The organism is Virgibacillus natechei (assembly GCF_026013645.1).
In the GTDB taxonomy this organism is placed as follows: Bacteria; Bacillota; Bacilli; order Bacillales; family Amphibacillaceae; genus Virgibacillus_L; species Virgibacillus_L natechei.
In genome coordinates, this window is the sequence record NZ_CP110224.1 from 1,215,671 (window position 1) to 1,238,699 (window position 23,029).

22 protein-coding genes, 1 pseudogene and 1 riboswitch are annotated in these 23,029 nt (G+C 40.2%); of the genes and pseudogenes, 16 read left to right on the forward strand and 7 right to left on the reverse strand.

Annotated elements, in window-relative coordinates; all coding sequences use genetic code 11:
• Nucleotides 1-13: 13 nt before the first annotated feature.
• From OLD84_RS06515 to OLD84_RS06535, 5 genes and pseudogenes are all read right to left on the reverse strand, one after another.
• Nucleotides 14-1,759, reverse strand: coding sequence for a GMC family oxidoreductase (locus tag OLD84_RS06515; protein ID WP_209463243.1), 1,746 nt, complete (start codon nt 1,757-1,759; stop codon nt 14-16).
• Between the two features lie 23 nt (nt 1,760-1,782).
• Nucleotides 1,783-2,538, reverse strand: coding sequence for a gluconate 2-dehydrogenase subunit 3 family protein (locus OLD84_RS06520; protein WP_245301572.1), 756 nt, complete (start codon nt 2,536-2,538; stop codon nt 1,783-1,785).
• Nucleotides 2,539-2,745: 207 nt separating this feature from the next.
• Nucleotides 2,746-3,186, reverse strand: a pseudogene (locus OLD84_RS06525) (GMC oxidoreductase); the annotation flags it as partial.
• Between the two features lie 105 nt (nt 3,187-3,291).
• Nucleotides 3,292-3,711 (reverse strand): YflT domain-containing protein, encoded by a 420-nt coding sequence (locus OLD84_RS06530; RefSeq protein ID WP_209463245.1) that lies wholly within the window; start codon nt 3,709-3,711, stop codon nt 3,292-3,294.
• A 291-nt stretch (nt 3,712-4,002) separates the two neighbouring features.
• Nucleotides 4,003-5,097, reverse strand: a complete 1,095-nt coding sequence (locus tag OLD84_RS06535; RefSeq protein ID WP_209463246.1) for a 5-methyltetrahydropteroyltriglutamate--homocysteine S-methyltransferase — start codon at nt 5,095-5,097, stop codon at nt 4,003-4,005.
• A gap of 151 nt (nt 5,098-5,248) precedes the next feature.
• Nucleotides 5,249-5,350: riboswitch (SAM riboswitch) on the reverse strand.
• 551 nt (nt 5,351-5,901) lie between these two features.
• On the opposite strand from OLD84_RS06535, the gene OLD84_RS06540 reads away from it, so the two are divergent.
• Complete coding sequence (locus tag OLD84_RS06540) at nt 5,902-7,050, forward strand: M24 family metallopeptidase (protein ID WP_245301573.1); 1,149 nt, start codon at nt 5,902-5,904, stop codon at nt 7,048-7,050.
• Nucleotides 7,051-7,093: 43 nt separating this feature from the next.
• Here OLD84_RS06540 and OLD84_RS06545 read toward each other — a convergent pair whose 3' ends face one another.
• Nucleotides 7,094-8,086, reverse strand: a complete 993-nt coding sequence (locus OLD84_RS06545; RefSeq protein ID WP_209463248.1) for a 2-hydroxyacid dehydrogenase — start codon at nt 8,084-8,086, stop codon at nt 7,094-7,096.
• Nucleotides 8,087-8,285: 199 nt separating this feature from the next.
• On the opposite strand from OLD84_RS06545, the gene OLD84_RS06550 reads away from it, so the two are divergent.
• The 14 genes from OLD84_RS06550 to OLD84_RS06615 all read left to right on the forward strand — a co-directional run bounded on the left by OLD84_RS06550 (nt 8,286) and on the right by OLD84_RS06615 (nt 20,770).
• Entirely contained in the window at nt 8,286-8,945 is a 660-nt protein-coding gene (locus tag OLD84_RS06550; protein ID WP_209463250.1) for a GntR family transcriptional regulator, read from the forward strand.
• A 28-nt stretch (nt 8,946-8,973) separates the two neighbouring features.
• The gene (gene gabT / locus OLD84_RS06555) at nt 8,974-10,326 is read left to right on the forward strand and encodes a 4-aminobutyrate--2-oxoglutarate transaminase (protein WP_209463251.1); all 1,353 of its coding nucleotides are present in this window, start codon (nt 8,974-8,976) and stop codon (nt 10,324-10,326) included.
• A 53-nt stretch (nt 10,327-10,379) separates the two neighbouring features.
• Nucleotides 10,380-11,813: an NAD-dependent succinate-semialdehyde dehydrogenase gene (locus OLD84_RS06560; RefSeq protein ID WP_209463252.1), complete on the forward strand. Its 1,434-nt coding sequence runs from the start codon at nt 10,380-10,382 to the stop codon at nt 11,811-11,813.
• 83 nt (nt 11,814-11,896) lie between these two features.
• Nucleotides 11,897-13,096 carry a M20 metallopeptidase family protein gene (locus tag OLD84_RS06565; RefSeq protein ID WP_245301574.1) on the forward strand — a complete coding sequence of 400 codons (1,200 nt, stop codon included), beginning with the start codon at nt 11,897-11,899 and terminating at the stop codon, nt 13,094-13,096.
• Between the two features lie 95 nt (nt 13,097-13,191).
• On the forward strand, nt 13,192-14,187 hold the full coding sequence (locus tag OLD84_RS06570; RefSeq protein ID WP_209463253.1) for a pyridoxal-phosphate dependent enzyme: 996 nt from the start codon (nt 13,192-13,194) through the stop codon (nt 14,185-14,187).
• 60 nt (nt 14,188-14,247) lie between these two features.
• Nucleotides 14,248-15,096 (forward strand): D-amino-acid transaminase, encoded by an 849-nt coding sequence (dat, locus tag OLD84_RS06575; RefSeq protein WP_209463254.1) that lies wholly within the window; start codon nt 14,248-14,250, stop codon nt 15,094-15,096.
• Nucleotides 15,097-15,156: 60 nt separating this feature from the next.
• Nucleotides 15,157-16,290, forward strand: a complete 1,134-nt coding sequence (alr, locus tag OLD84_RS06580; protein WP_209463255.1) for an alanine racemase — start codon at nt 15,157-15,159, stop codon at nt 16,288-16,290.
• Nucleotides 16,291-16,662: 372 nt separating this feature from the next.
• Nucleotides 16,663-17,739 (forward strand): tartrate dehydrogenase, encoded by a 1,077-nt coding sequence (locus OLD84_RS06585; RefSeq protein ID WP_209463256.1) that lies wholly within the window; start codon nt 16,663-16,665, stop codon nt 17,737-17,739.
• A gap of 241 nt (nt 17,740-17,980) precedes the next feature.
• Nucleotides 17,981-18,184: a 3'-5' exonuclease family protein gene (locus OLD84_RS06590; RefSeq protein ID WP_245301575.1), complete on the forward strand. Its 204-nt coding sequence runs from the start codon at nt 17,981-17,983 to the stop codon at nt 18,182-18,184.
• Nucleotides 18,153-18,497 carry an exonuclease domain-containing protein gene (locus OLD84_RS06595; RefSeq protein WP_245301576.1) on the forward strand — a complete coding sequence of 115 codons (345 nt, stop codon included), beginning with the start codon at nt 18,153-18,155 and terminating at the stop codon, nt 18,495-18,497. Before OLD84_RS06590 ends, OLD84_RS06595 begins: the two co-directional genes overlap by 32 nt.
• Before the next feature lie 180 nt (nt 18,498-18,677).
• The gene (locus OLD84_RS06600) at nt 18,678-18,968 is read left to right on the forward strand and encodes a hypothetical protein (protein WP_209463257.1); all 291 of its coding nucleotides are present in this window, start codon (nt 18,678-18,680) and stop codon (nt 18,966-18,968) included.
• 17 nt (nt 18,969-18,985) lie between these two features.
• Entirely contained in the window at nt 18,986-19,204 is a 219-nt protein-coding gene (locus tag OLD84_RS06605; protein WP_209463258.1) for a YdbC family protein, read from the forward strand.
• Nucleotides 19,205-19,297: 93 nt separating this feature from the next.
• The gene (gene sppA / locus OLD84_RS06610) at nt 19,298-20,293 is read left to right on the forward strand and encodes a signal peptide peptidase SppA (RefSeq protein WP_209463259.1); all 996 of its coding nucleotides are present in this window, start codon (nt 19,298-19,300) and stop codon (nt 20,291-20,293) included.
• A 12-nt stretch (nt 20,294-20,305) separates the two neighbouring features.
• Nucleotides 20,306-20,770 (forward strand): RDD family protein, encoded by a 465-nt coding sequence (locus OLD84_RS06615; protein ID WP_209463260.1) that lies wholly within the window; start codon nt 20,306-20,308, stop codon nt 20,768-20,770.
• 110 nt (nt 20,771-20,880) lie between these two features.
• On the opposite strand, the gene OLD84_RS06620 is transcribed toward OLD84_RS06615, so the two are convergent.
• Nucleotides 20,881-21,159, reverse strand: a complete 279-nt coding sequence (locus OLD84_RS06620) for a hypothetical protein (RefSeq protein ID WP_209463261.1) — start codon at nt 21,157-21,159, stop codon at nt 20,881-20,883.
• Between the two features lie 212 nt (nt 21,160-21,371).
• On the opposite strand from OLD84_RS06620, the gene OLD84_RS06625 reads away from it, so the two are divergent.
• Complete coding sequence (locus tag OLD84_RS06625; protein ID WP_209463303.1) at nt 21,372-22,967, forward strand: acyl-CoA synthetase; 1,596 nt, start codon at nt 21,372-21,374, stop codon at nt 22,965-22,967.
• Nucleotides 22,968-23,029: the final 62 nt, after the last annotated feature.

Genomic DNA, 23,029 nt, shown 5'->3' on the forward strand with positions numbered 1-23,029 from the left:
CTTTTCTTATAAGTTAGGCAAGCTTACTGTTCTTTGTCTTATTAGCTTCTACAAGTTGTCCATTTTCTTCCCTGAATTTTATAATTCCTTCTGCTGCTCGATATGCGAGAGCTCCCACTGTACCAGTTGGGTTATAGCCTCCATTATGTGCGAATGCAGAAGCACCTACGACAAATAGGTTGTCCACGTCCCACATTTGGGAATAATTATTTACCGCTGAAGTTTCAGGGTCACCACCCATGATGGCACCTCCGGTATTATGGGTTGTTTGATAAGGCACAATGTTATAATGGTCTGTCATTTCAGTGGGTTCAACTATATCCGCCCCCATTTCATGGAGTATATCTGCACACTTATCCATAAGGAAATCATGTAAGTTTCTATCCTGTTCTGTATAGTCATAAGTTAACCGAAGAAGTGGGTATCCAAAGTTATCAGTATAATCCGGATCCAAATCTAAATAATTCTCCCGATGAGGCATGGATGCACCCTGGCAACTAACACTTAATGCTCGGTGATAGTATTTTAACGATTCATTTTTAAATTCCGCCCCCCAATTGGGTGTGTCTTTAGGAACGATATTGTTATTAATAGGACGCTGTCCAGTTTGGGTAATCGCAGCAACTCCACCATGTATAAAGTCTAGATCGGTATGATCAAAATTATCCCCATTATAGTCATCTACAGCAGCACCTAGTGCGCCAGCCCCCATATACGTATTGAATTTTTCATTTTCAAAGAACCCTGTGGCACCTGGAAGGATCTGATAACAATAATTTTTACCAATAACGCCAGATCCCGTTGCCCGGTCATAAGGACGACCGATTCCAGAGTTTAAAAGCAAACGGACATTATTCATCACATAGCTTGTTAATACAACGACGTCTGCTGGTTGAATAAATTCTTCTCCTGTTTGCAAATCTACATATTTAACACCAGTTGCTCTATTGCCATCGTACATCACTTCGGTTACGTTAGAGTGTGTTCTTAAATCGAAATTTCCAGTTTTTTCAGCAGTGGGAAGGACGGTAACATTCGGTGTAGACTTGGCGCCATATTCACAACCGAAACGCTCACAAAAACCGCAATATTGACATTTAGCAATGGTTTCACCATCAGGGTTTTCATAGGCTTCTGATAAATTACCTGAAGGAATATGGCCGGGGTGGAGATCTAAATTATTAGCAGCCTCTTTAAAACGTAACGTAATCGGCGTTTCCTTCATTGGTGGAGTGGGATACGGATTACTTCTTGGTGCGCTCATTGGATTTTCTTCACCACTAATACCAGTTGTTTCTTCAAACTGATAAAAATAAGGTTCTAACTCATCGTAGGTTATTCCCCAGTCTTGGATGGTATAATTTTCATCCAATTTATTTTCTCCATATTTTTCATCAGTAAGTGTCTTAATTTCAAGATCATATGGTAAGAAACGCCAAGTTTGTCCGTTCCAATGTACACCAGATCCACCAACACCTTCCCCAAGTAGGAAGGAACCTAATTGGCGCATCGGAAGTGCGCGCTCATCACTATGATTCCTAAATGTTACTGTTTCTTTAGATAAATCCTGCATCAAATCATATCGGATAGCATATCGATATTCATCGTGAACCTGTTGGAAATCCTCTGTAGATCTACCTTTTCCACGTTCAAGGCCAACGACATTTGCTCCTTCTTTGGCAAGTTCCGCAGCAATGATTCCGCCTGTCCAACCAACTCCAACTGTAACTACTTCTACCTTATCTAATTCTGTCGCCATAATTTTTTTCCTCCATTCCTATATTAAAAATGTGCTCTTAAAGCTTGTGGTTCTTTATTAATAAATTCTTCTTCTTCAATTTCATCTAAGTAACTCATATAGGTGCCTGGATACTCTTTCATCAACCAACCTTCCATATCGCCATTACCGCCGTAAAGTGGATCTGCATACGCACCTTCAATGGTAGCTGAGCGTAGCAATTCAAAAAAAGTAGTAGGCGTAACACCTTTCATTTCTACATCGTCATCTTGAAATCTACTCAATATCTGATCTTGTTGATCTCCTTCAAGATCCAAGAAAGAAGCATCAAAGTCGTTCTGGCTCTCTCTTTCTATTGCTTGAATTCCAATATCGAAGACTTCATGTCTTTTAAGTCGTGTTTGATACCCCTGAAAATCAGAACCTGGATAAAAAGGTCCTTTCATATACTCTCTATCATTATTGCCGTATGATCCAGCCAACTGGTGATCTATAAAAAAAGGAACACCTAACGTGATAGCACCGGGACCATTATCATCTTCGGGGAAAATTCGCTCCGTTGCTTCGCTTAGTATGTTAAAATCCTTTTGTCTGGTAAAATACATAAGCGCACGATTATAATCATTTTCTCCACCAGTTGTTGTTTCCGGAGCAGTTTGTTGATCGTCATTAAAAATATTTGTGCCAAAAAGTGAACCAAGTATACCGCCACCAATTGCACCACCAGCTAAGTAGCTGGAATTTCTAATAAACTTCCGGCGGGACATCCCTGATTGTTTTTTTTCATTTTCATCGGCCAATTTTATTCCTCCTCCATACATATTGAACTATTATAATTTCAATCATTGAGTATGATGCCCAATTTATTTAATTCATACGCATTTGATTATGAAATTCCTTTGGGTATATATAACGCAATTTTCTGAATTATATTGGCGGTAAAGGTAGGCGAACGATGCTTGTTCGCCTAATTTCATGCTTTTGAACTCAATAGAGAATCATTGTTCTTAAGCTAGCTTACTGTTTTTTTTCTTTTGAGCTTCTACAAGCTGTCCATCTTCTTCCCTGAATCTTATAATTCCTTCAGCTGCTCTATACGCCAATGCACCGACCGTACCTGTAGGGTTGTAGCCACCATTATGTGGGAAAGCAGAAGCTCCAATTACGAATACATTATCCATGTCCCACATTTGCAAATAATTATTCAGTACAGAAGTTTCTGGGTCATCTCCGATAATGACACCACCAGTAATATGGTCATTGTGGGCAGGGACGATATCAAAGTGCTCCGTCAGCTCAGTAGGCTCCACAGTCTCGGCACCCATCTCTTCTAAGATTTCAGCACATCTTGCCGTGATAAATTCATGTAGCTTACGGTCATGTTCGGTAAAATCATAAGTAAGTCGGAGCAGTGGGTTCCCGTAGCTGTCTTTATATGTCGGATCGAGTTATTATGTACATTTTTTACATAAATAAACTCAATTAAGAGGTATTGTCAAACAAAAAAAGGCGAACAGTGCCTGGCACTGTTCGCCTTTTGGAAAATCATACGATTAATCGCGACGTATGACTGCTTCTTCCATTTTTATGGTGTTACTCGTTGCATCATTTCCCATTTTTAAATTATCATCTGCTAGAACCAAAATATTTCCAGCTTGGACCTCATCTGTATACTTTTTTGCTTGATGTTCTGATACGCCAGAATTTATTAATTTCTCGTGTAATTCAATATGGGAATCTGTATCTGTATGCTCCGTAAATATTTTTTTTACCTTATCTATAAAGGATTCATCTTCATTTTCAGATGGATCAGTTTTAACCTTTACATCCGTGCGCTTTTCCAAATCCTTCGAATGATCATTATTTGCAAAAATGATAATGTTTTTAGCATTATATCCTTTAAGTTCTAAACGATCTACCACATTCACTGCTTCATCTTTAGAAGGATAGGATCCAATGATTTCTATGGCCATTTTAAAAACACCTCCTGTAGGAAATTATAAACTAGTATTCTTTTCCCAAGGATATAAGTTTTAAAACGTACTGTCTGTTGATTGAACAAAAGCGCAAGCGCCCGTTTAGCAACATACAAACTGCGCCCGCGCATCGCGTGTGGTTCAACGTTGCCACGCAAAGTGGCGGTTTTAGTTGAACTTCCACTGCCGCTTGGCTATTTCGGTAAATAAATTATCCACTGCTTTTAAATTCTATGGTTTCCTGCAACGAAAAAGGCGAACAGTGCCTGGCACTGTTCGCCTTTCGTTTTATCCCCAAACTTCCTTTGCGGTATCCACGATAAATTTCAATTTATCCCATTGCTGTTCTTCGGTTAATTTATTCCCGTGATGCGTAGAAGCGAATCCGCATTGGGGGCTTAGGGCTAACTGCTCTAATGGCACATACTCAGAGGCTTCTCTAATACGTGCTTTAATTGCTTCTTTATCTTCGAGTTCGCCATTTTTCGATGTCACTACACCAAGCACGACCTGAGCTCCGCCATTTGGTATGTGATCCAATGGTTTAAAATCTCCGGAGCGATCATCATCGTATTCCAGGAAAAATCCATCTACTTTTTCTTTTGCCAATAATGTTGGGGCAATATGTGCATAGCTCCCTTCAAAAGCCCAGGTAGATTGATAGTTTCCACGACAGAGATGTGTTGTCACCGTTAAGTCATCCGGTTTTCCTTCCAAAACTCCATTAATGACACGTAATGCAAGATTAATTAAGTCATCTCTGGAAGTTGCCCCATCATTAAACGGGATATCCGGTGAAGATAATCCTGCAATATAGACGTCATCCAACTGTATATAACGTACACCATTATCGTAAAAAGATTTTAATGCATCTTGATACGCTTTTATAATATCGTTTGCGTATTCCTCTATGTCAGGATAAACCGTTTCATTACGTATGCCTTTATTAAATAACTGATTCGGACTTGGAATTGTTTGTTTCGCAACAGCACGTCCGCCGACAATTTCGTTGAATTCGATAAAGTCTTTTACAAATGGGTGATCAGGATTAAATGAAATTTTATCTGTATTACGGACATCGTACTTTTCTGTTTCAACCCCATCAAATGCATATCCTTTTTCAGGTACATAGCCTTCAATTCCGTTTAGGTGCTCCAAGAAGTCGAGGTGCCACCAGGTACGTCTAAATTCGCCATCCGTTACGGCTTCCAAGCCAACTTCAATTTGCTTATCTACAATTCGTTTAATTTCACTCGTCTCGACTTCGCGTAGCTGTTCGGCAGTGATTTTATTTTCTTTAAAATCTTTCCTTGCTTCGTGTAAATTGTCCGGACGCAATAAGCTTCCGACGTGATCTGCTTTAAAAGGTGCTTTGTTTGACATGGTATATCCCTTCTTTCTTCATTTTTTTAGCAGATAGGAAAGTAACTTTCCTACTGCATCAGTGCAACTAAGCGAAAAGCCAAGTTTTCTAATAACGAAAAAACCCTCTTCTTGATATCAAGAAGAGGGTTGACGTCATAATTGGTCACTCTTCTTATCTTCAAGCATTACGCTTCTGGAATTGGCACAGTACTCAAATGAGTCTGTTGCCGAGGTATCAAAGGGCCAGTCCCTCCACCTCTCTGGATAAGAAAATCACATATTTAATTAAGTTATTATTTACTAGATTACAGGTAACTTGAAAAAATGTCAAGATAAAAATCGGAAAATTTACAATGCAACAGTAGATTGCCATATGCCGTTTTATTAAATTATTTTAAATTATTAGATAAGTATATTGACAAATTGTAAAAAGGTGAATTATGATATACATATACAAAATGTCGACAATCGGCAGACCTAAAACGTATTCTTTCCAGACTATGCAATAGACCTAAAATAAATGAAGACAATTTTATGCAGTTCCTCCATAAATGGGTGCAAATTCCCATGAGAAACAAGCCACCCCCAAGGCAGTTTGTTCATATAATGAATTAAACTGCCATAATAAGTAAGGATTTGGTTTATATTCCGTTTATATAGTGAAAACAAACTATAAGAAATGGAAAAATAGCACAAAAAGGAACATTGCAAAATCGTTCAATGAGTGAATACCGCGACACTCTGTTTGAAGGAATCAATTATGTATGAAGGGAAGGGATGGGTGTGTTACAATTTTCGGTTTTGGAATATCAAAAGAGGTTAATGAAAACAAAACAACGGATGGCAGCTGATGGAATTGATGTTTTGCTAGTGACAGATCCAGCAAACATGAATTATTTAAGTGGTTATGATGCTTGGTCCTTTTATGTACATCAGCTGCTAATCGTTATGATAGATGAGGAACAGCCGTACTGGATTGGTCGAGGCTTAGATGCGAATGCAGCGAGGCATACCAGTTGGTTGGATGAAGATCATATTCTTCCATATGCAGATCATTATGTACAATCAACGATTAGACATCCAATGGACTTTGTTTCTGACTTTTTAAAAGAAAGAAAGCGGGATAAACAGGTTATTGCAATGGAGCTTGACGCCTATTATTTTACAGCCAAATCTTATCTTAAATTAGCTAATAATTTGCTCGATTCCAAATTTAAGGATGGAACCAATCTGGTTAATTGGATTCGAATTATAAAATCAGATCAGGAAATAGCCTATATAAAAAAAGCTGCTCAAATTTCTGAAAAGGCGATGGGAGTTGCGTATGAAGCGCTTAATGAAGGTGTTAGGGAAAGTGATGTCGTTGCCGAAATTTCCCATGCGCAAATCAGTGGAACGGAGGAATTCGGTGGGGATTATCCATCTATTGTTCCATTAATACCAACCGGGGAAAAGACATCTGCCTGCCATTTAACGTGGACAGACGACGTATTTAAGGCAGGGGACCCTGTGATTATTGAGTTGTCTGGATGCTATCAGCGTTACCATTCTCCACTGGCTCGAACAGCAGTAGTTGGTTCCCCGAGTGAAGAAATGAGGCATTTGGGTGATGTTGTTGTGGAAGGGGTTAATAGTGCTTTGGATGTCGTTAAACCAGGTATAACATGTGAAGAGGTAGAATTGGCATGGCGAAATTCAATTGAAAGAAATGGTATTAAAAAAGAGTCTCGAATTGGATATTCTGTAGGGCTTAATTATCCGCCTGACTGGGGAGAGCACACCGCAAGTTTACGTCCGGGAGATCGTACCGTATTGGAACCTAATATGACGTTTCATATGATACCAACAATTGATATAGGGCATGCGGGTATGGAAATTAGTGAGTCGTTCAGGGTGACAGAAACAGGATTTGAAAAACTTAATAACTTTCCACAGGAACTTTACGTTAAACCAAATATTCGCTTGGCATAGGATGGAAAGTGAAAAAGATTGAGAGGTAAGCGTAAAGACAGTATTAACTGCCTTTATGCTTATCCGGCCAAACATCTGGATTGATGAGATTTGGTGGTTTTTCTCCATGTATTCCTTTTTCCAAATTAGTTGCCGCAAGTTCCGACATCTTCAATTCTGTCTCATGAGTGGAAGATCCGATATGTGGCAAGGTGACCGTATTTTTCATTTTGAGTAGTGGATTGTCCGTTTCCGTTGGTTCATTCTCAAATACGTCTAATCCTGCTGCAGTAATTTCGCCATTTGTAAGAGCGTCAATTAAGTCCTGCTCGACAATTGTTTTTCCTCTGGATCCATTAATGAATATTGCGGATTCCTTCATTAACTGGAATTCCCTTTTACCAATAAGTCTCTCTGTTTCTGGAGTTAATGGGGTCATAAGGCAAACAAAATCAGATTGACTAAGTAGCTCATCAAGGTCAGAATACGTTGCGTTATATGTTTCTTCTACCTCTGGTTTTCTGCTACGGCTATGGTAAACAATATCCATATCGAAACCAAAATGAGCCCGTTGTGCGATTGCTTGACCAATTCGTCCCATTCCGATAATCCCCAACACTTTATGGTGAACGTTTATACCAAAGTGCTCTGGTTCGATTGATTGGACCCATTCTCCATTTTTAACAAAGTGATCTAACTCCGGGATTCGTCTGGCTGTAGCGATAAGAAGTCCGAAGATGGTATCAGCTACTGTATCTGTTAGGATGCCTGGTGTGTTGGTTGCCATAATATTTCGTTTGCTTAATTGCTCAATATCCAAGTTATTGTGCCCAACAGAGACGTTGCTGACAATTTTAAGGTTGGGTGCTTTTTCCAGTAAATCTTTGTTTACATTTAAGTCTAAACCGATAATTCCTTCTGCCTGATCTAATTGTTTCAAGAATTCAGGATCTGTAGTAGGATCAATATTTTTAAAGAATTGAACATCATATTTTTTTTGTAAATCTTTTAGTACAGGCTTCTCTACACGTTCATAAGCGATAATTTTTTTCTTCAATTGTAGCCCCCATTTCTAAATCTTGATTACTATCAAAATAGCTATAAATGTTTGAGAAGTCAACTTAAAAAGATAATTAATTAATTGACAATTTGAAATTAATTAATTATGATGTAGATACAATGATTGTCGACAATCGGCAATAAACTTAAAAAGATAAAAACATAAAATTTAATTATATAAAAGGGGTGTTTAACATATGGTGGATGAGGATACATTTATATTACAGAAGCCGTTAAGTGAACTGATTGCCGAGCAGCTTAGACAGCGTATTTGGGATAGGGAGGTTGAATTTGGAGAGCGATTACTTGAAGTTGAGCTGGCAGAAACATTTGAAGTTAGTCGCAGTACACTTCGAGAAGCATTGAAGATTCTTGAACAGGAGGGATTGGTGATAAGCAAAGCCCGAAAAGGAACGTATGTAGCACAATTTTCCAATAAGGATCTTGAGGAGATCATTGAATTTCGAAAATTAATAGAGGCACATGCCTTTACAGATGCACTCCCTTATCTGAAAGCGGATCAATTTGAAGATCTGAAAGGTATTATAACCCAAATGAAATCAGAAGTAACAAACAAAAACTGGAATCAGCTGTTTGATCTTGATATGCAATTTCATAGTTATATCGTTAACCTTAGCGGAAATTCGAGAATTATTAAGATCTACGACTCCATTCAAGTACAAATCAGAGCTTATCTCGTGCATCTGGATCAATATTACTCTAGCCCTCAAGCGTTCTATGATGAACATAAGGAATTACTCGACGCCTTATTGACTAAAGATGTTCAAATCGTTAAGGAACGAGTCAGGGATCATATTGCATACGTCGGGGAGAATTTACTCGGTGTAAAACAATAAATAACTTTAAAATGGGAGGCCAACTCAAATGAATAAAAAATTTGCTAACGTTCAAACGGAATTACCAGGACCAAAGGCAAAGGAATTACTGGATAGAAGGCATGCGATCGTACCAGATGCGGTTGGTTATGGGATTCCAACATTTGTAGATTCGGCAAAAGGGGCTTTACTAAAAGATGTGGACGGAAATGAGTTTATTGACTTTGCAGGTGCGATTGGAACGATAAATGCTGGTCATAGTCATGAAACGGTTACGGATGCCTTACATGATCAGATTGATCGTTATATTCATACGGGATTTAATGTCATGATGTATGATCCTTATATTGAATTGGCAGAAAAGATAGCGAAACTGGCTCCAGGGAGTTTTGATAAGAAAGTGATGTTCCTAAACAGTGGAGCGGAAGCAGTGGAAAATGCGGTGAAAATCGCCCGCAAGTATACGAAGCGTCAGGCAGTTGTTTCGTTTGCTGGAGGTTTCCATGGGAGAACATTGATGACGATGTCCTTAACTGGGAAGGTAAAACCATTCAAGTACGAATATGGTCCATTTGCGCCAGAAGTATACCGGGCAGCCTATCCTTATTTCTATCGTCGACCGGAAACAATGAGTGAGGAGGAATACTCGCAATTTTTATTAGATGAAATGGAAGACTTTTTTATTAAAGAAGTGGCTCCAGAACAAGTCGCTGCTGTTATTATGGAACCTGTACAAGGAGAAAGCGGCTTCATTATTCCGGATAAAGCTTTTGTTCAGGGGATTAGTGAATTATGTAAGAAACATGGAATACTTCTTATAGCTGATGAGATACAAACAGGCTTTGGGCGGACAGGAAAATATTTTGCTATGGAGCATTTTGGAGTGGAACCAGATTTAATTACTGTTTCCAAATCAATGGCAGCAGGGTTACCAATTAGTGGTGTGATTGGCCGAAAAGAAGTCATGAACGACGCAAATGCAGGTGAACTGGGTGGAACGTACGCAGGAAGTCCGCTTGGCTGTCGGGCTGGTCTTGCTGTACTTGAAGTAATGGAAAAGGAAAACTTAAATGCACGTGCAGACGTGATAGGTCAACAAGTTATGACAACGTTTAAGCATTTGTATGATCGTTTTGATGTGATCGGGGAAGTTAGGGGTCTCGGTGCTATGTGCGCAATGGAATTTGTTAAAGATCGGAAAAGCAAAACGCCGGATAAACAAGTAACCGATCAAATTTTCAAAGAAGCACAAAGACGTGGTGTCGTTGCACTCAAAGCAGGGGTTCATGATAATGTTCTACGCTTGCTCATGCCACTCGTGATAACAGATGAGCAACTGAAAGAAGGGTTAGAGATACTAGAAGAATCAATTGAAGCAGTGCTCGCAGTAAGTGCAAAATAATGAACAAAAAGCGCAGGTCGCGAAAAATACGTTAGGATATGGAGGGTCAACAAATGACAAAGCACTATTTGATGCATATAAATGGTTTATCAGTAGGTGAAAATTTGGAAACATTGGATATTACGAATCCGGCAAATAATGAAATAGTTGGTACGGTGCCAGTTGGCGGGGAAGCAGAAGCCATACAAGCAATAGATGCAGCGGATGAATCTCTTGAAGAATGGTCCGGGTTGACTGCATATGATCGGGCGAGTTATTTAAAGAGGTTCCATCAGCTCATGTTAGACAATCAGGAAGACCTTGCGCGTACGATGACGATTGAAATGGGGAAACCTATTAATGAGTCAAGAGGTGAAGTAAAGTATGCTGCTAGCTTCATAGAATGGTATGCGGAGGAGGGAAAGCGTGTATACGGAGAAACAATTCCTTCACATGCGACAGCCAAACGGCTTCAAGTATGGAAGAAGCCAATCGGTGTTGTAGCAGCTATTACGCCATGGAATTTTCCGGCAGCGATGTTAACACGTAAAATGGGTCCTGCGTTAGCTGCAGGTTGCACGATTGTAATTAAACCGTCGAGCGAAAGTCCGTTAACCGCCATTAAAATGATGCAACTATGTGAAGAAGCGGGATTCCCTAAAGGTGTTATTAATTTGGTTACAGGATCATCCTCAAAAATAGCAAAAGCTGTTATGGAAAGCGAAAAGGTTCGGAAGTTAACATTTACTGGTTCTACTGAAGTTGGGAAACTTCTAATTAAGCAAAGTGCTGAAAATGTTAAGAATCTATCGTTGGAACTTGGTGGTCATGCACCGCTGATTGTATTGGATGATGCGAATGTTGATGTTGCTGTGAAAGGTGTGATGGCTTCTAAATTCAGGAATGCTGGGCAGACATGTATTTGTGCCAATCGAGTTTACGTTCAATCGGGTATCTATGATGAATTCGTAAACAAGTTTGCCGAAGCAGTAAAAGCACTGAAAGTTGGAAATGGTGAGGACGACTCGGTTGATGTTGGGCCTTTAATCAATGAATCTGGATTAGAAAAAGTAAATCATCATGTCGAGGATGCTGTAAATAAAGGAGCTACGATTGTTACTGGTGGAGAAGCACAAACAAATGATGGTGGTGTCTTTTACACACCAACTGTAATTGGAAATGTCGATTCATCAATGGTTATCATGCAAGAAGAAACCTTTGGCCCTGTAGCACCTGTACAAAAGATAGAATCAGAGAAAGAAGCAATCACTTTAGCAAACAACTCGCCATACGGATTGGCAGCCTATGTGTTTACAGAAAACGTTGCTAAGGGTACCCGTGTAATTGAGAAGTTAGATTATGGAATTGTCGGATGGAATGATGGTGCACCTTCAGCAGCTCAAGTTCCTTTTGGTGGCATGAAAGAAAGTGGTATTGGTCGAGAAGGAGGACGTTACGGAATTGAAGCATTTCTAGAGACGCAGTACGTGTCCATAGGAATGGAGTAATCGAAAGGGTGCCTGATAGGATTGAATGCGATCTCGTAGTCATAAGTTCAGAATCTGGATGATCTAAGGGGAGTGGTGTTCTTTTGGTAAGTCACCATAAAGAAATAACGATAAGAGCAGAAAAAATGGCTTCACAGTTGGTGCAGTGGCGCCGAACATTGCATAAGAATCCGGAATTAAGTTTTCAAGAAGTGGAAACGTCCCGAATGATCGCCCAGATTTTGGAGCAAATTCCAGGTATGCACGTGCAGGTGGAAGCAGGGTATCCTACTGCGGTAGTAGGTACCCTTTCATACGGGGAAGGGCCTACATTTGCGATACGGGCGGATATCGATGCATTGCCGATTGAGGAAGAAAATTCTCATGATTACCAGTCACGATACGCAGGTGTCATGCATGCTTGTGGGCATGATGCACATACGGCAATCGGTTTGGGAGCAGCACATTTATTGAGTGAATCGTTTGAAAATGGGGGAATTCAGGGGACGGTTAAATTTCTGTTTCAACCTGCTGAGGAACGTGCTGATGCGTATGGTTCAACAGGGGCTCCGTATATGATTCAAGCTGGGGTGCTGGATGATGTAGATGGAGTCATTGCACTTCATATGAGCCCAGAGGATCAATTGGGAGAAGTTCGAGTTCATGATGGTTATAGTATGGCGAATGTGGATGTATTTAAAGCAAAAATTAGCGGGACCGGCGGACATGGTGCATACCCGCATCAGGGGACAGACCCTATCTGGATGCTTGGTTCCGTGTTGCAGGCAGTATATGGGATTACGTCAAGACGATTATCTCCACTGGAATCTGGTGTAATCAGCATTGGATCTATTTATACCGGTGTTGCTAGTAATGTGATTCCATCCGAAGTTGACATTCAAGGAACGATTCGCAGCTATCACCCCGATGTTCGTAAGGTCATGCATACTGAACTGGAAAAAGCTTTTTCGCTGGTCACGTTATTAGGTGGCGATTATCAATTAGAAATAATGCCTGAAGATCCCGCGCTAAAAAATGACCCCGTAATCAACCAATTGATTGAAGGAGCCATTCAGGATCTTTATCCGAGCTTTCATGTATTGGATATTCCGTTTGGGCTCGGAGGAGAGGATTTCGCCCATATGACGGAAAAAGTACCAGGTGCCATGTTTTTTCTTGGTTGCGCAAAGGATGATGGAGAGGTCAGAAACCTGCACACTCCAAACTTTGACATTGATGAGAAAAGCTTGCCAATTGGTTTGTCCATCCTAACCGAAACGGCGAGACGTTTTTTAAACAGATAGGAAACGACCCTGGCCACGCTTTTGTAGCCACCATCTACTATGAAAATGGAATAACAGGAAACTCAATCATATGCATGAGGTAAGGGAGGGGTACAGTGACCTCAGATGGCCAAGGAATCAAGACGGTTACCTTAACAGACGTTCAGGAAGCCCATAAGCGGATTTCTCCAGTAGTGAAAAAGTCACCCCTGATTTATTCACCCGCATTGAGTGAATACACAGGAGCATCCGTTCATTTGAAACTGGAGAATCTGAATGTTAGTGGGTCGTTTAAAATCAGGGGCGCAGCAAATAAAATGTTGAGCTTACCATTAGGTGAACAGAAACTTGGCGTTACAACTTTTTCGACAGGTAATTTTGGAATGAGTGTCGCCTATCTTGCCAAGCAGCTGGGAATCAAAGCAATTATTTGCATTTCCAATCGTGTGCCGAAAGCGAAAGTGGATTTGATTCAGGATCTAGGCGCACAGATAGAAATTGTTGGTCAGTCGCAAGATGATGCCGAGGAACGTTGTTACCAGTTGGAGAAAGAACATGGATTGACCGTGGTTCATCCGTTCGATGATCCTTATGTGATTGCTGGTCAAGGAACGATAGGCATGGAGTTGCTTGATGACTTGCCTAAGCTCGATACGGTTATTGGAGGCCTTTCCGGTGGCGGATTGCATTCCGGAATGGGAGTTGCTTTAAAGACCAATGCTCCTAAGCTCCAACTTCTCGGCGTATCACCCATTCATGGGGCAACCATGTATGAAAGTATCAAGCGAGGATTCCCTATATCGGTAGAAGAACAGAATACCTTGGCTGATAGTTTGTTAGGAGGAATTGGGGAAAACAATCAATATACGTTTCATATGGTTCAGCAATATGTGGATAAAATTATGCTGTTGGAAGAGATAGCAATAGCCGAAGGAATGGCTTTCATGTTAGAAAAGCATCGCATGATAATTGAAGGGGCGGCAGCATCTGGAATTGGAGCTATCTTAAATAAAAACGTTCCCTTAGGATCAGAGGTAGCCGTTATTATAAGTGGCTGCAGTGTAGATAATTCAACCGTAATGGACATAATGAATCAGAATCATACGAACTAGTAAGTTGATAATGTTGTTGCAAAAAGGGAGAAATGCTTAAAAAGGTGAGGAGGCCTTCATATGAGTAAAATGTTATTTCAAGATCAACTCATCGAAAGAGATAACGTGGTTGATATAGAGGATCGAGGCTATCAATTCGGTGATGGTGTCTATGAAGTAATTGGTGTATACGACAATAAAGCCTTTATGATGGATGAACATATGGAGCGATTGCAAAGAAGTGCGAGGGAAATCCAATTAGAACTTCCATTTTCCATTGATGATTTTAAAAGTAATTTAGAGGAATTAAGAGCTGCTAATGAGTTGGTGGAAGGAATTATTTACCTGCAAGTTTCCAGAGGTGCTAGCTCCCGGTGGCATGAATTTCCTGCCTCGGATGTATCTCCCGTTATTGTTGCCTATACAAGAGCGGAAGAAAGACCGACCAAGGTAGAGGATGAAGGTGGGACCGCTGTACTCACAGAGGATATCCGTTGGTTGCGTTGTGATATTAAAACACTTAACTTACTTCCGAATGTATTGGCCAAACAAAAAGCTGTCGAAAATGGGGCTGTAGAAGCTATTCTTCACCGCGGAGACATTGTGACTGAAGCATGTGCATCCAATGTGTTTATGGTAAAAGACGGGGAAGTATATACGCATCCTGCAAATAATTATATTCTTAACGGTATTACCCGAATAAAAATAATTGAATTATGCGACGAGTTGGATATAAAGGTACATGAAGCGGCATTCACTGTTGATGAACTGCTCGCGGCAGATGAAGTATTTGTTTCGGCAACAAAATCAGATATTATACCCATTTTAAAAGTAGGTGATCAAACGATTGGTAATGGCTCTCCAGGCGTAGTCACCTTACGTATTTTAGAAGAATTTCGCTCGCTTATACGAGAACTTACAAAGGCGTGATAGATCTTACTATTTGATGAACGAAAAACGGTTAGGCAGACGTATTGGAGGGATGTTATTTTGCTTCAAACACCAACATTATCAGCTTATCACCCGACCACCGCAGAAATAGATCTTGCTGCTTTCAATGAAAATATCACCAAGCTTAAAAAGCTCGTAAAAAAAAGCATGTTGTTAGCCGTAATTAAAACAAATGCTTATGGACATGGTACGGTTCGAATCGGAGAAGAAGCAGTCAAGGCCGGAGCGGAGAGCCTTGGTGTTACAACAGTAGAGGAGGGCGCATTACTCCGTGAAAATGGTATCGATGTTCCTATTCATATTTTAAGTTCGATTACGCCCGAACAAGCATCAGATGTTGTTCGATATGAACTAACTGCATCCGTGTTTTCCATTCGGTTAGCAAAAGCGATCAGTGAAGTGGCAGTGAAACAGCGCAAAACTATTCCAGTCCATTTAAAGTTGGATACAGGTTTACATCGATTTGGCCTCGAACCACATGAAGTGCTATCATTTTGTGAAGTTTGTTATGAACTACCTGGACTTTGGTGGGAAGGTGTATATACGCATTTTTCCAGTGTAGATGAAGGCGACTGGGAAACAACTGAGCGGCAATTTAACTTGTTTATTGATACGGTAACAATGCTGGATGAACAAGGCTTTAATTTTGCAATTCGACATGTCGGTGGATCAACGATTGCCATCGAAAGACCAGATATGCATCTAGATATGGTGAGACCTGGTGTTGCATTATTCGGCTATCAACCAGCAGCACGTCAACGGGATATCATTTCTTTAAAGCCTGTCATGGCCTTGAAATCAAACTTGATTTATGTGCGGGAACTACCCCCGAATACACCAGTCGGATATGGAGGCAGTTATGTTACTCGAACTACGAAAAAAATAGCTGTAGTGCCGATTGGACATGGTGATGGCTATAGTAGAGCATTATCAAATAAAGGGAAAATGCTTATTGGAGGAAAAAGAGTCAAGATTATTGGTACAATATCATTGGATCAAACATTGGTTGATGTGACGGATGTACCTGACGTTACGGAAGGGGAGGAAGTGATCTTGCTTGGTGAACAAGGAGGAGACGAAATAACAGCAGAGGATGTTGCGGATTGGATGGGTAGTATCGTAGATGAAGTAGTTTCCGGCTTTACGGAACGAATAAGAAGGGTGTACGTATAAAATTTCGTTCATCCTGAAAGAGGATGTTCAAAAAGTCTGGTAAAAATGACACATCGAATTTCTTCGTTGGCTTGCTTTTCCTGCGTGCTAGAACGTTAGCTCACGTATTAATTGCTAGGGGAACTTCTACTAAAACCGCCCACGTCTTGTGGGCAACGTCGAAGTCACCACATCCTGTGGAAGTCCGCTACTCAAAGCTACGCCGCCTCGAACTTTCGACGCACAGGACGTGCTAGTGTCGGTGTTGCAGGCAATGGTTTTCGGTGGGGCGAGCATTTACGCGCAGTCCCAGGACGCCTGCGACCTTAGTCGACGCGATCCTTTTTATCCTCCTTTTTGAACACACACTAAAAGCAAAAGGAGAGGTCAACGGTGAAAAATTTTAATATAGCGCTTATACCTGGGGACGGAATTGGTTCGGAGGTTGTTTCAGAAGGTGTGAAAATTTTAAAGGAAATTGAAGAAATGGATGCAGCTATTTCCTTTTCTTTTGCTGAATTTCCGTGGGGTTGTGAGTATTATTTGGAACATGGAAAAATGATGGCTGATGACGGAATCGAGCAGTTACAGCCGTTTGATGCTATTTATTTAGGTGCTGTTGGTTATCCAGGAGTGCCTGATCACATTTCCTTAAGAGAACTTCTTTTACAGATTCGAAAAGGATTTGATCAATATGTTAATTTACGTCCTATTACACTTTTGAATCCATCTTTGACACCATTGAAGTCCAAAACAGAGAAAGATGTTGACTTCCTTGTCATCCGTGAAAACAGTGAAGGGGAATATTCAGGGGCTGGGGACTGGTTATACAAAGGAAAACCAGAGGAAGTAGTCTTACAAACGGGTGTATTTTCCCGAAAAGGAACGGAACGAATTATTCGTTATGCTTATGAGGAAGCACGTAAATCGAATCGGACGTTAACGAGTGTTAGTAAGGCCAATGCCTTGAATTATTCCATGGTTTTTTGGGATGAAGTATTTGAAGAGGTCGGGAAAGAATATCCAGATGTAGAGACGTATTCCTATCTTGTTGATGCTGCAAGCCTGTACTTCGTTGCACAGCCTGAGCGGTTCGAAGTAGTTGTGACCTCTAATCTTTTTGGTGACATTTTAACAGACATCGGTGCTGCAATTACTGGTGGATTGGGTCTTGCAACAGGAGCAAATGTTAATCCAGAAAGAAACTATCCATCCATGTTCGAGCCTGTACATGGATCTGCTCCGGATATAGCTGGAAAAGGAATTGCAAATCCAATTGCTGCGATTTGGTCGGTCAGTCAAATGATGGACTTTTTTGGTGAAGAAAAGTGGGGCGAAGCAATTCTTTCTACGATTAAAACAATACTGAAAGAAACGGAACAACTTACTCCAGACTTAGGAGGACAGGGATCCACAAAATCGGTAGGGGATCGATTTGTTGAGCTCCTTAAGGATAATCGTATTACATAAAGCGAGGGGACGTACGGACGGGTGATAGAACTTGCAGCCAGTGTTAACAGCAACCCTCGAATCTGGGAAACGATCGCCGAATGTCCAAATGTAAACAACAACATATGTAAATGAATGCGTACTGTTGGATTCACGGCTTTAATTAATGGCCATTAATTCAGCAGTTTTTCTATCTCATGCATCAATGTGTATATTAATGTTATGATAATGTATAATGAAAAAAGTCAAAGGGGATTTTTTAATGAACTTTGTTTCCATCGACTTCGAATCGGCTAATGAAAAACGATTCAGCCCCTGTGCAATTGGTATTGTTGTTGCAAATGAGCATGAAATTGTGGATGAATTTTACAGTTTGATTAATCCGTTGATGGAGTTTAAATCATTTCATACATATATACATGGTATTACGGAAAATGATGTATCCACAACTGTGGCCAATACTTGATAAATACGTATCAAATAACATTGTTATCGCGCATAATGCTAGTTTCGATATGAGTGTAATCAGGCATACATTGGATTATTTTAATCTTCCTTATCCGGAGATGGACTATCTTTGTACAGCGAATATTTCTAAAAAGGTATGGCCAAACTTAATGAATCATAAACTAAATACATTGGCTGATCATCATGGTATTGAATTCGAACATCATCATGCACTTGAGGATGCGCGGGTTGCTGCCAAGGTTATGATGAAGGCTATTTCAGCGTATCAGGCCGGTTCGATGGATTTATTTTTAGCAGTTAAGAAAGTATAAAAACTTTCTTACTGCATAAGTGCAACTAAGGTTGTTACCTAAAGGCTTGGTGACAACCAAGTTTTCTAAGAAAAATGTAGGATGACCAAAGGTAGAATTTACGAACACGGATATGTTCCGCCTCGTGTAAAACCAGTCAAGCGCACGCGGAAGTTACAATTTTAGGAAGAGGCTTTTACAATGAAAAAAAGTGCTATGCTTGGCGGAGCGTTAGGAATTTTGATTTCCGTGATTGCTCAATTATTTGCAGTTGTAGATGATTCGTATACAATTGGGAATATCGGTTTTTTGGGTATGTTGAGTGGTGTGATTGGTGTCATTGCAGGTTATCAAATTAATAAAAAGAATGATGTTGCGTTAGTCGGTCTTGGTATCGCGATTATTTTAGGTACGATAGCCTTGTCATTCCTTTATCTCATCCCTACCATTCTTATGATAATACCGTTTGTAAAGGTGTTTAATAAACGTTAATTTATGGAGGAATAAAAATGGCTGAATTAAATTATGAAATCAAGAAAACCATCGGTGTGCTTTCAGAGTCACCAAAAGGTTGGACAAAAGAGTTAAACGTTATCAGTTGGAATGGTCGCACGCCAAAATATGATTTAAGAGATTGGGCTCCTGAAAAAGAGAAAATGGGAAAAGGTGTTACGATGACGGAAGAAGAACTGATGCAGTTGCGAGTTCTTTTGCAAGAGATTGAATAATGTTATAGGTTTTTAAGGCTGCTATACTTACGAAAAGAGACAGGTTTAATTAGTTGTGAAAATAGGTTATTTAGAGAAGGAGAGCGTATACATATGAACAAAAAGCGTTGGTTCGCACTGCTCGCTGTAGCAGTTTTGATTATCTTTTCTTTAGGGTTTCGCATGGTAACAAGCGCTGTTACAGCTGATTTCGATGAGTTATTCAACGTGCCAGATAGTGAGTTCGGACAGGATGTTATCGAAGAGGGGGCGCCAAATAATAAAATTGCCGTCGTAAATTTAAATGGAATTATTCAACAAGATGATGTAAGTCCGTTAATGAATACAGGTGCTTATAATCATGACCGATTTTTGAAAATGCTTGATGAAGCCGCTGAAGATAATACAGTGAACGGAATTATTGTACGTGTGAATACACCTGGTGGAGGTGTTGTTGAAAGTGCGGAAATTCATGATAAAATTGTTTCAATTCAAGAAGAGCAAGAGAAACCTGTATATGTGTCGATGGGTAATACGGCAGCATCAGGTGGGTACTATATAGCAGCTCCTGCTGATAAAATTGTCGCACATGAAGCTACAATGACTGGCTCAATTGGTGTTATTATGGAGAGCTTCAACTTCGCAGAATTTGCTGATGAACATGGTATTGATTTTAACACGATTACAAGCGGTGAATACAAAGATATTATGTCCGCTTCACGTGAAATGACGGATGATGAACGTGAAATTTTGCAAGAAATGATTGACGACTTACATGGAGATTTCGTGCAAGTAATCGTTGATGGACGTGAGATGTCTGAATCAGAAGTTAGAGATGTAAGTGATGGCCGAATTTACACAGGATCACAGGCACAAGAGGTCGATCTGGTCGACGAATTGGGGTCCATGGATGACACGATTGCAATGATGAAAGAGGATTACGACCTAAATGATGCAAGCGTAATCGAGTATCAAAGTGGTTTTGGACTTAATCAATTCTTAGGTGGAACTGTCCAAAACATGTTCGATACAGAAACTGACATAATGGGAATTAAAGATCTATTAAGACAATCGAATGCGCCGCGTGCGATGTATTTATATACGGAATAAGGGGGTGCCGGAATGAATGAGGAACATGAATATAAGATAGCAGATGAAGCATCCCTACAACGAAGGTATGCAGGATTCTGGATGCGATTTTGGGCATACCTGGTTGATTTAATTATTGTATTCAGCATTAACGGCATCTTACTTAGCCCGTTTAAATTTATAAACAATGGTGCGCCTGTTGATATAGGATTCTGGACATTGACAGGAGTAATTGGATCGGCCGTTTTTTATCTATACTTTTTGTTAATGACAAGGTTTCTGGGACAGACAATAGGTAAGATGTTATTTGGTTTAAGAGTCGTTAGGGAAGATGCAGAGCCATTAAAATGGAGTGATCTTCTTTTCAGGGAGTTAGTTGGAAGGTTCTTACATCGTGTGTTTTTCTTTGCGGCAATTATTTACGTTGTTGTCGCCTTTACTCCAGAGAAGCAGGGCGTTCATGACATGATAGGAAATACGAGAGTTGTGTTCGAATAGAGGTAAAAAGCAAGGTTTTCTGTAGAAATCAGGAAATCTTGTTTTTATATATACAATAACCAGGTGGTCTGAATAGATCACCTGGTTATTGCATTACTGTAGATTATTAATTATTGACCTTGTTGATTTTGCTGAGCTTGTTGTGCTTGCTGTTTTGCTTGTTGCAACTGTTGATGTGCTTGCTGTACCTGAGGATCCTGTTGTGCTTGTGGACCAGCTTGAGATTCAGCATTTTGTAGGCCTTGTTCAGCTTGTTGCAGTTGTTGTTGAGCTTGCTGCATTTGCTGTGGATCTGCACTAGCCTCTGCTTGTTGTACCGCTTGTTGTGCTTGTTGAGCTTGCTGAGCAGCTTGTTGTAATTGCTGCTGTTGTGGATTTTGTTGTGCCATAAGAAATAACCCTCCAAAATTTTTTTGAGCTCAATGCTCTCTAACTAGAATGCCTCACAAATTAATTAATTATGTATGATTTTACGCATTTTTTTAAAAAAGAATAAAAAAGATAGAATTACTTGCTACAAATAATTAACTGAATTAAAATAAAAGAAAGAATATTTGAAACATCCCATCAGAAAAATTATTGGAGGAGTGAAAGGATGAGCATGGAGATAAATGTCCACAGTGAACTTGGAAAGGTTTTAGATCGGGCAAGACGCAATACATTAGCAGATTTATTGGCAAGAACACGAGATCGAAATCCAGATAAATTTGCGTTGGCTTACAATGAGCAGCGTTTGAATTATGCGGAACTAGATGATGTGGTGAATCAAACGGCACATGCATTTTTAGCGGATGGGATGCAAAAAGGTGATATGGTGACGGTTATGTCTAAGAACAGCTTAGACTTCGTGGTAGTTAATTTTGCCCTGGCGAGAATAGGAGCTGTCATGATACCAATTAATTATATGCTTAGCATTGAAGATGTAGCGTATATTTTAGAGCATGCAGAAGTTAGCGGACTCATTGCCTCAGAAGAATATGCAGCTGTGCTCGATCAGTCGGCTGGTAGCCTGAACATTAAACAACGTTATGTGATGGATGTTTCTACATCCGTAAATGAACTACCTGAATGGACACCATTATCGATCGCACGCGCGGAGAGACCAACAGATATTGTTGAAGCAGAAATTGCTGACGATGACCTTGCACATGTACTTTATACGAGTGGAACGGAATCGCGGCCAAAGGGCGTTATGCTATCCCATAAAAGTATTATCAGTGAATATGTTAGCTCCATTGTTGATGGGAAAATGGATGCCGGAGATATAGCAATTCATGCATTGCCTCTTTATCATAGTGCACAGCTCCATGTATTTCTCGGTCCAAGTATATACGTTGGAGCAAGTGGAATTATCTTAGGTGCAGCAAGTCCTGAGTTAATTTTAAAAACAATTGAAGAAGAGGGTGCAACACAATTGTTTTGTCCACCAACCGTGTGGATAGCCTTGCTTCGTCATCCGGATTTCGATAAGCGAGATTTATCAACATTAAAAAAGTGTTATTATGGAGCTGCAATCATGCCTAAAGAAATTTTAAAAGAGCTTGACGCGCGATTGCCAAATGCGGGATTCTGGAATTTTTACGGACAAACAGAAGTCGCTCCACTTGCAACGGCACTTCAACCAGAGGATCAGCTACGTAAACTGGGATCGGCAGGGGTTGCAACGTTAAATGTGCAAACAAAAATCGTGGATGATGATGATGATTCATTGCCGGTTGGGGAAGTGGGCGAAATTGTTCATCGAACTCCACATGCAATGAAAGGTTATTTACACGATCCAGAAAAAACAGCAGAAGCCTTTAAAAATGGTTGGTTTCATAGTGGGGATTTAGGCGTTATGGATGAAGAAGGCTATCTCACGATTATTGATCGAAAAAAGGATATGATAAATACTGGTGGTGTAAACGTTTCAAGCAGAGAAGTTGAAGAGGCCATTTACCAACTGGATGGCGTGTCTGAAGTCGCGGTTGTTAGTATTCCGGATCCATATTGGGTGGAAGCAGTTACAGCGATTATCGTTCTAAAAGAAGGCGTCACATTGACGAAAAAGGACGTAGTTGACTTTTGTAAAGGCAAGCTATCGACATTCAAGGTTCCAAAATATGTGGACTTTTCAGATGAGTTGCCGAAAAATCCAAGTGGAAAAGTAATGAAGCGATCGTTAAGGGACCGTTATGAAGACCTTGGCGAAAAATAATAATCCGTTTTTTAAAAAGCATAGATTGAAACTTATTTGTCATACTAAGAGTGGAGGTGTTC

What these genes read in the sequence shown, in the direction of transcription:
- OLD84_RS06515 (WP_209463243.1), bottom strand. Translation starts at nt 1,759, where the DNA reads ATGGCGACAGAATTAGATAAGGTAGAAGTAGTTACAGTTGGAGTTGGT.
- OLD84_RS06530 (WP_209463245.1), bottom strand. Translation starts at nt 3,711, where the DNA reads ATGGCCATAGAAATCATTGGATCCTATCCTTCTAAAGATGAAGCAGTG.
- OLD84_RS06535 (WP_209463246.1), bottom strand. Translation starts at nt 5,097, where the DNA reads ATGTCAAACAAAGCACCTTTTAAAGCAGATCACGTCGGAAGCTTATTG.
- OLD84_RS06540 (WP_245301573.1), top strand. Translation starts at nt 5,902, where the DNA reads ATGAAAACAAAACAACGGATGGCAGCTGATGGAATTGATGTTTTGCTA.
- OLD84_RS06550 (WP_209463250.1), top strand. Translation starts at nt 8,286, where the DNA reads ATGGTGGATGAGGATACATTTATATTACAGAAGCCGTTAAGTGAACTG.
- gabT (WP_209463251.1), top strand. Translation starts at nt 8,974, where the DNA reads ATGAATAAAAAATTTGCTAACGTTCAAACGGAATTACCAGGACCAAAG.
- OLD84_RS06560 (WP_209463252.1), top strand. Translation starts at nt 10,380, where the DNA reads ATGACAAAGCACTATTTGATGCATATAAATGGTTTATCAGTAGGTGAA.
- dat (WP_209463254.1), top strand. Translation starts at nt 14,248, where the DNA reads ATGAGTAAAATGTTATTTCAAGATCAACTCATCGAAAGAGATAACGTG.
- OLD84_RS06590 (WP_245301575.1), top strand. Translation starts at nt 17,981, where the DNA reads ATGAACTTTGTTTCCATCGACTTCGAATCGGCTAATGAAAAACGATTC.
- OLD84_RS06595 (WP_245301576.1), top strand. Translation starts at nt 18,153, where the DNA reads ATGATGTATCCACAACTGTGGCCAATACTTGATAAATACGTATCAAAT.
- OLD84_RS06600 (WP_209463257.1), top strand. Translation starts at nt 18,678, where the DNA reads ATGAAAAAAAGTGCTATGCTTGGCGGAGCGTTAGGAATTTTGATTTCC.
- OLD84_RS06605 (WP_209463258.1), top strand. Translation starts at nt 18,986, where the DNA reads ATGGCTGAATTAAATTATGAAATCAAGAAAACCATCGGTGTGCTTTCA.
- sppA (WP_209463259.1), top strand. Translation starts at nt 19,298, where the DNA reads ATGAACAAAAAGCGTTGGTTCGCACTGCTCGCTGTAGCAGTTTTGATT.
- OLD84_RS06615 (WP_209463260.1), top strand. Translation starts at nt 20,306, where the DNA reads ATGAATGAGGAACATGAATATAAGATAGCAGATGAAGCATCCCTACAA.
- OLD84_RS06620 (WP_209463261.1), bottom strand. Translation starts at nt 21,159, where the DNA reads ATGGCACAACAAAATCCACAACAGCAGCAATTACAACAAGCTGCTCAG.
- OLD84_RS06625 (WP_209463303.1), top strand. Translation starts at nt 21,372, where the DNA reads ATGGAGATAAATGTCCACAGTGAACTTGGAAAGGTTTTAGATCGGGCA.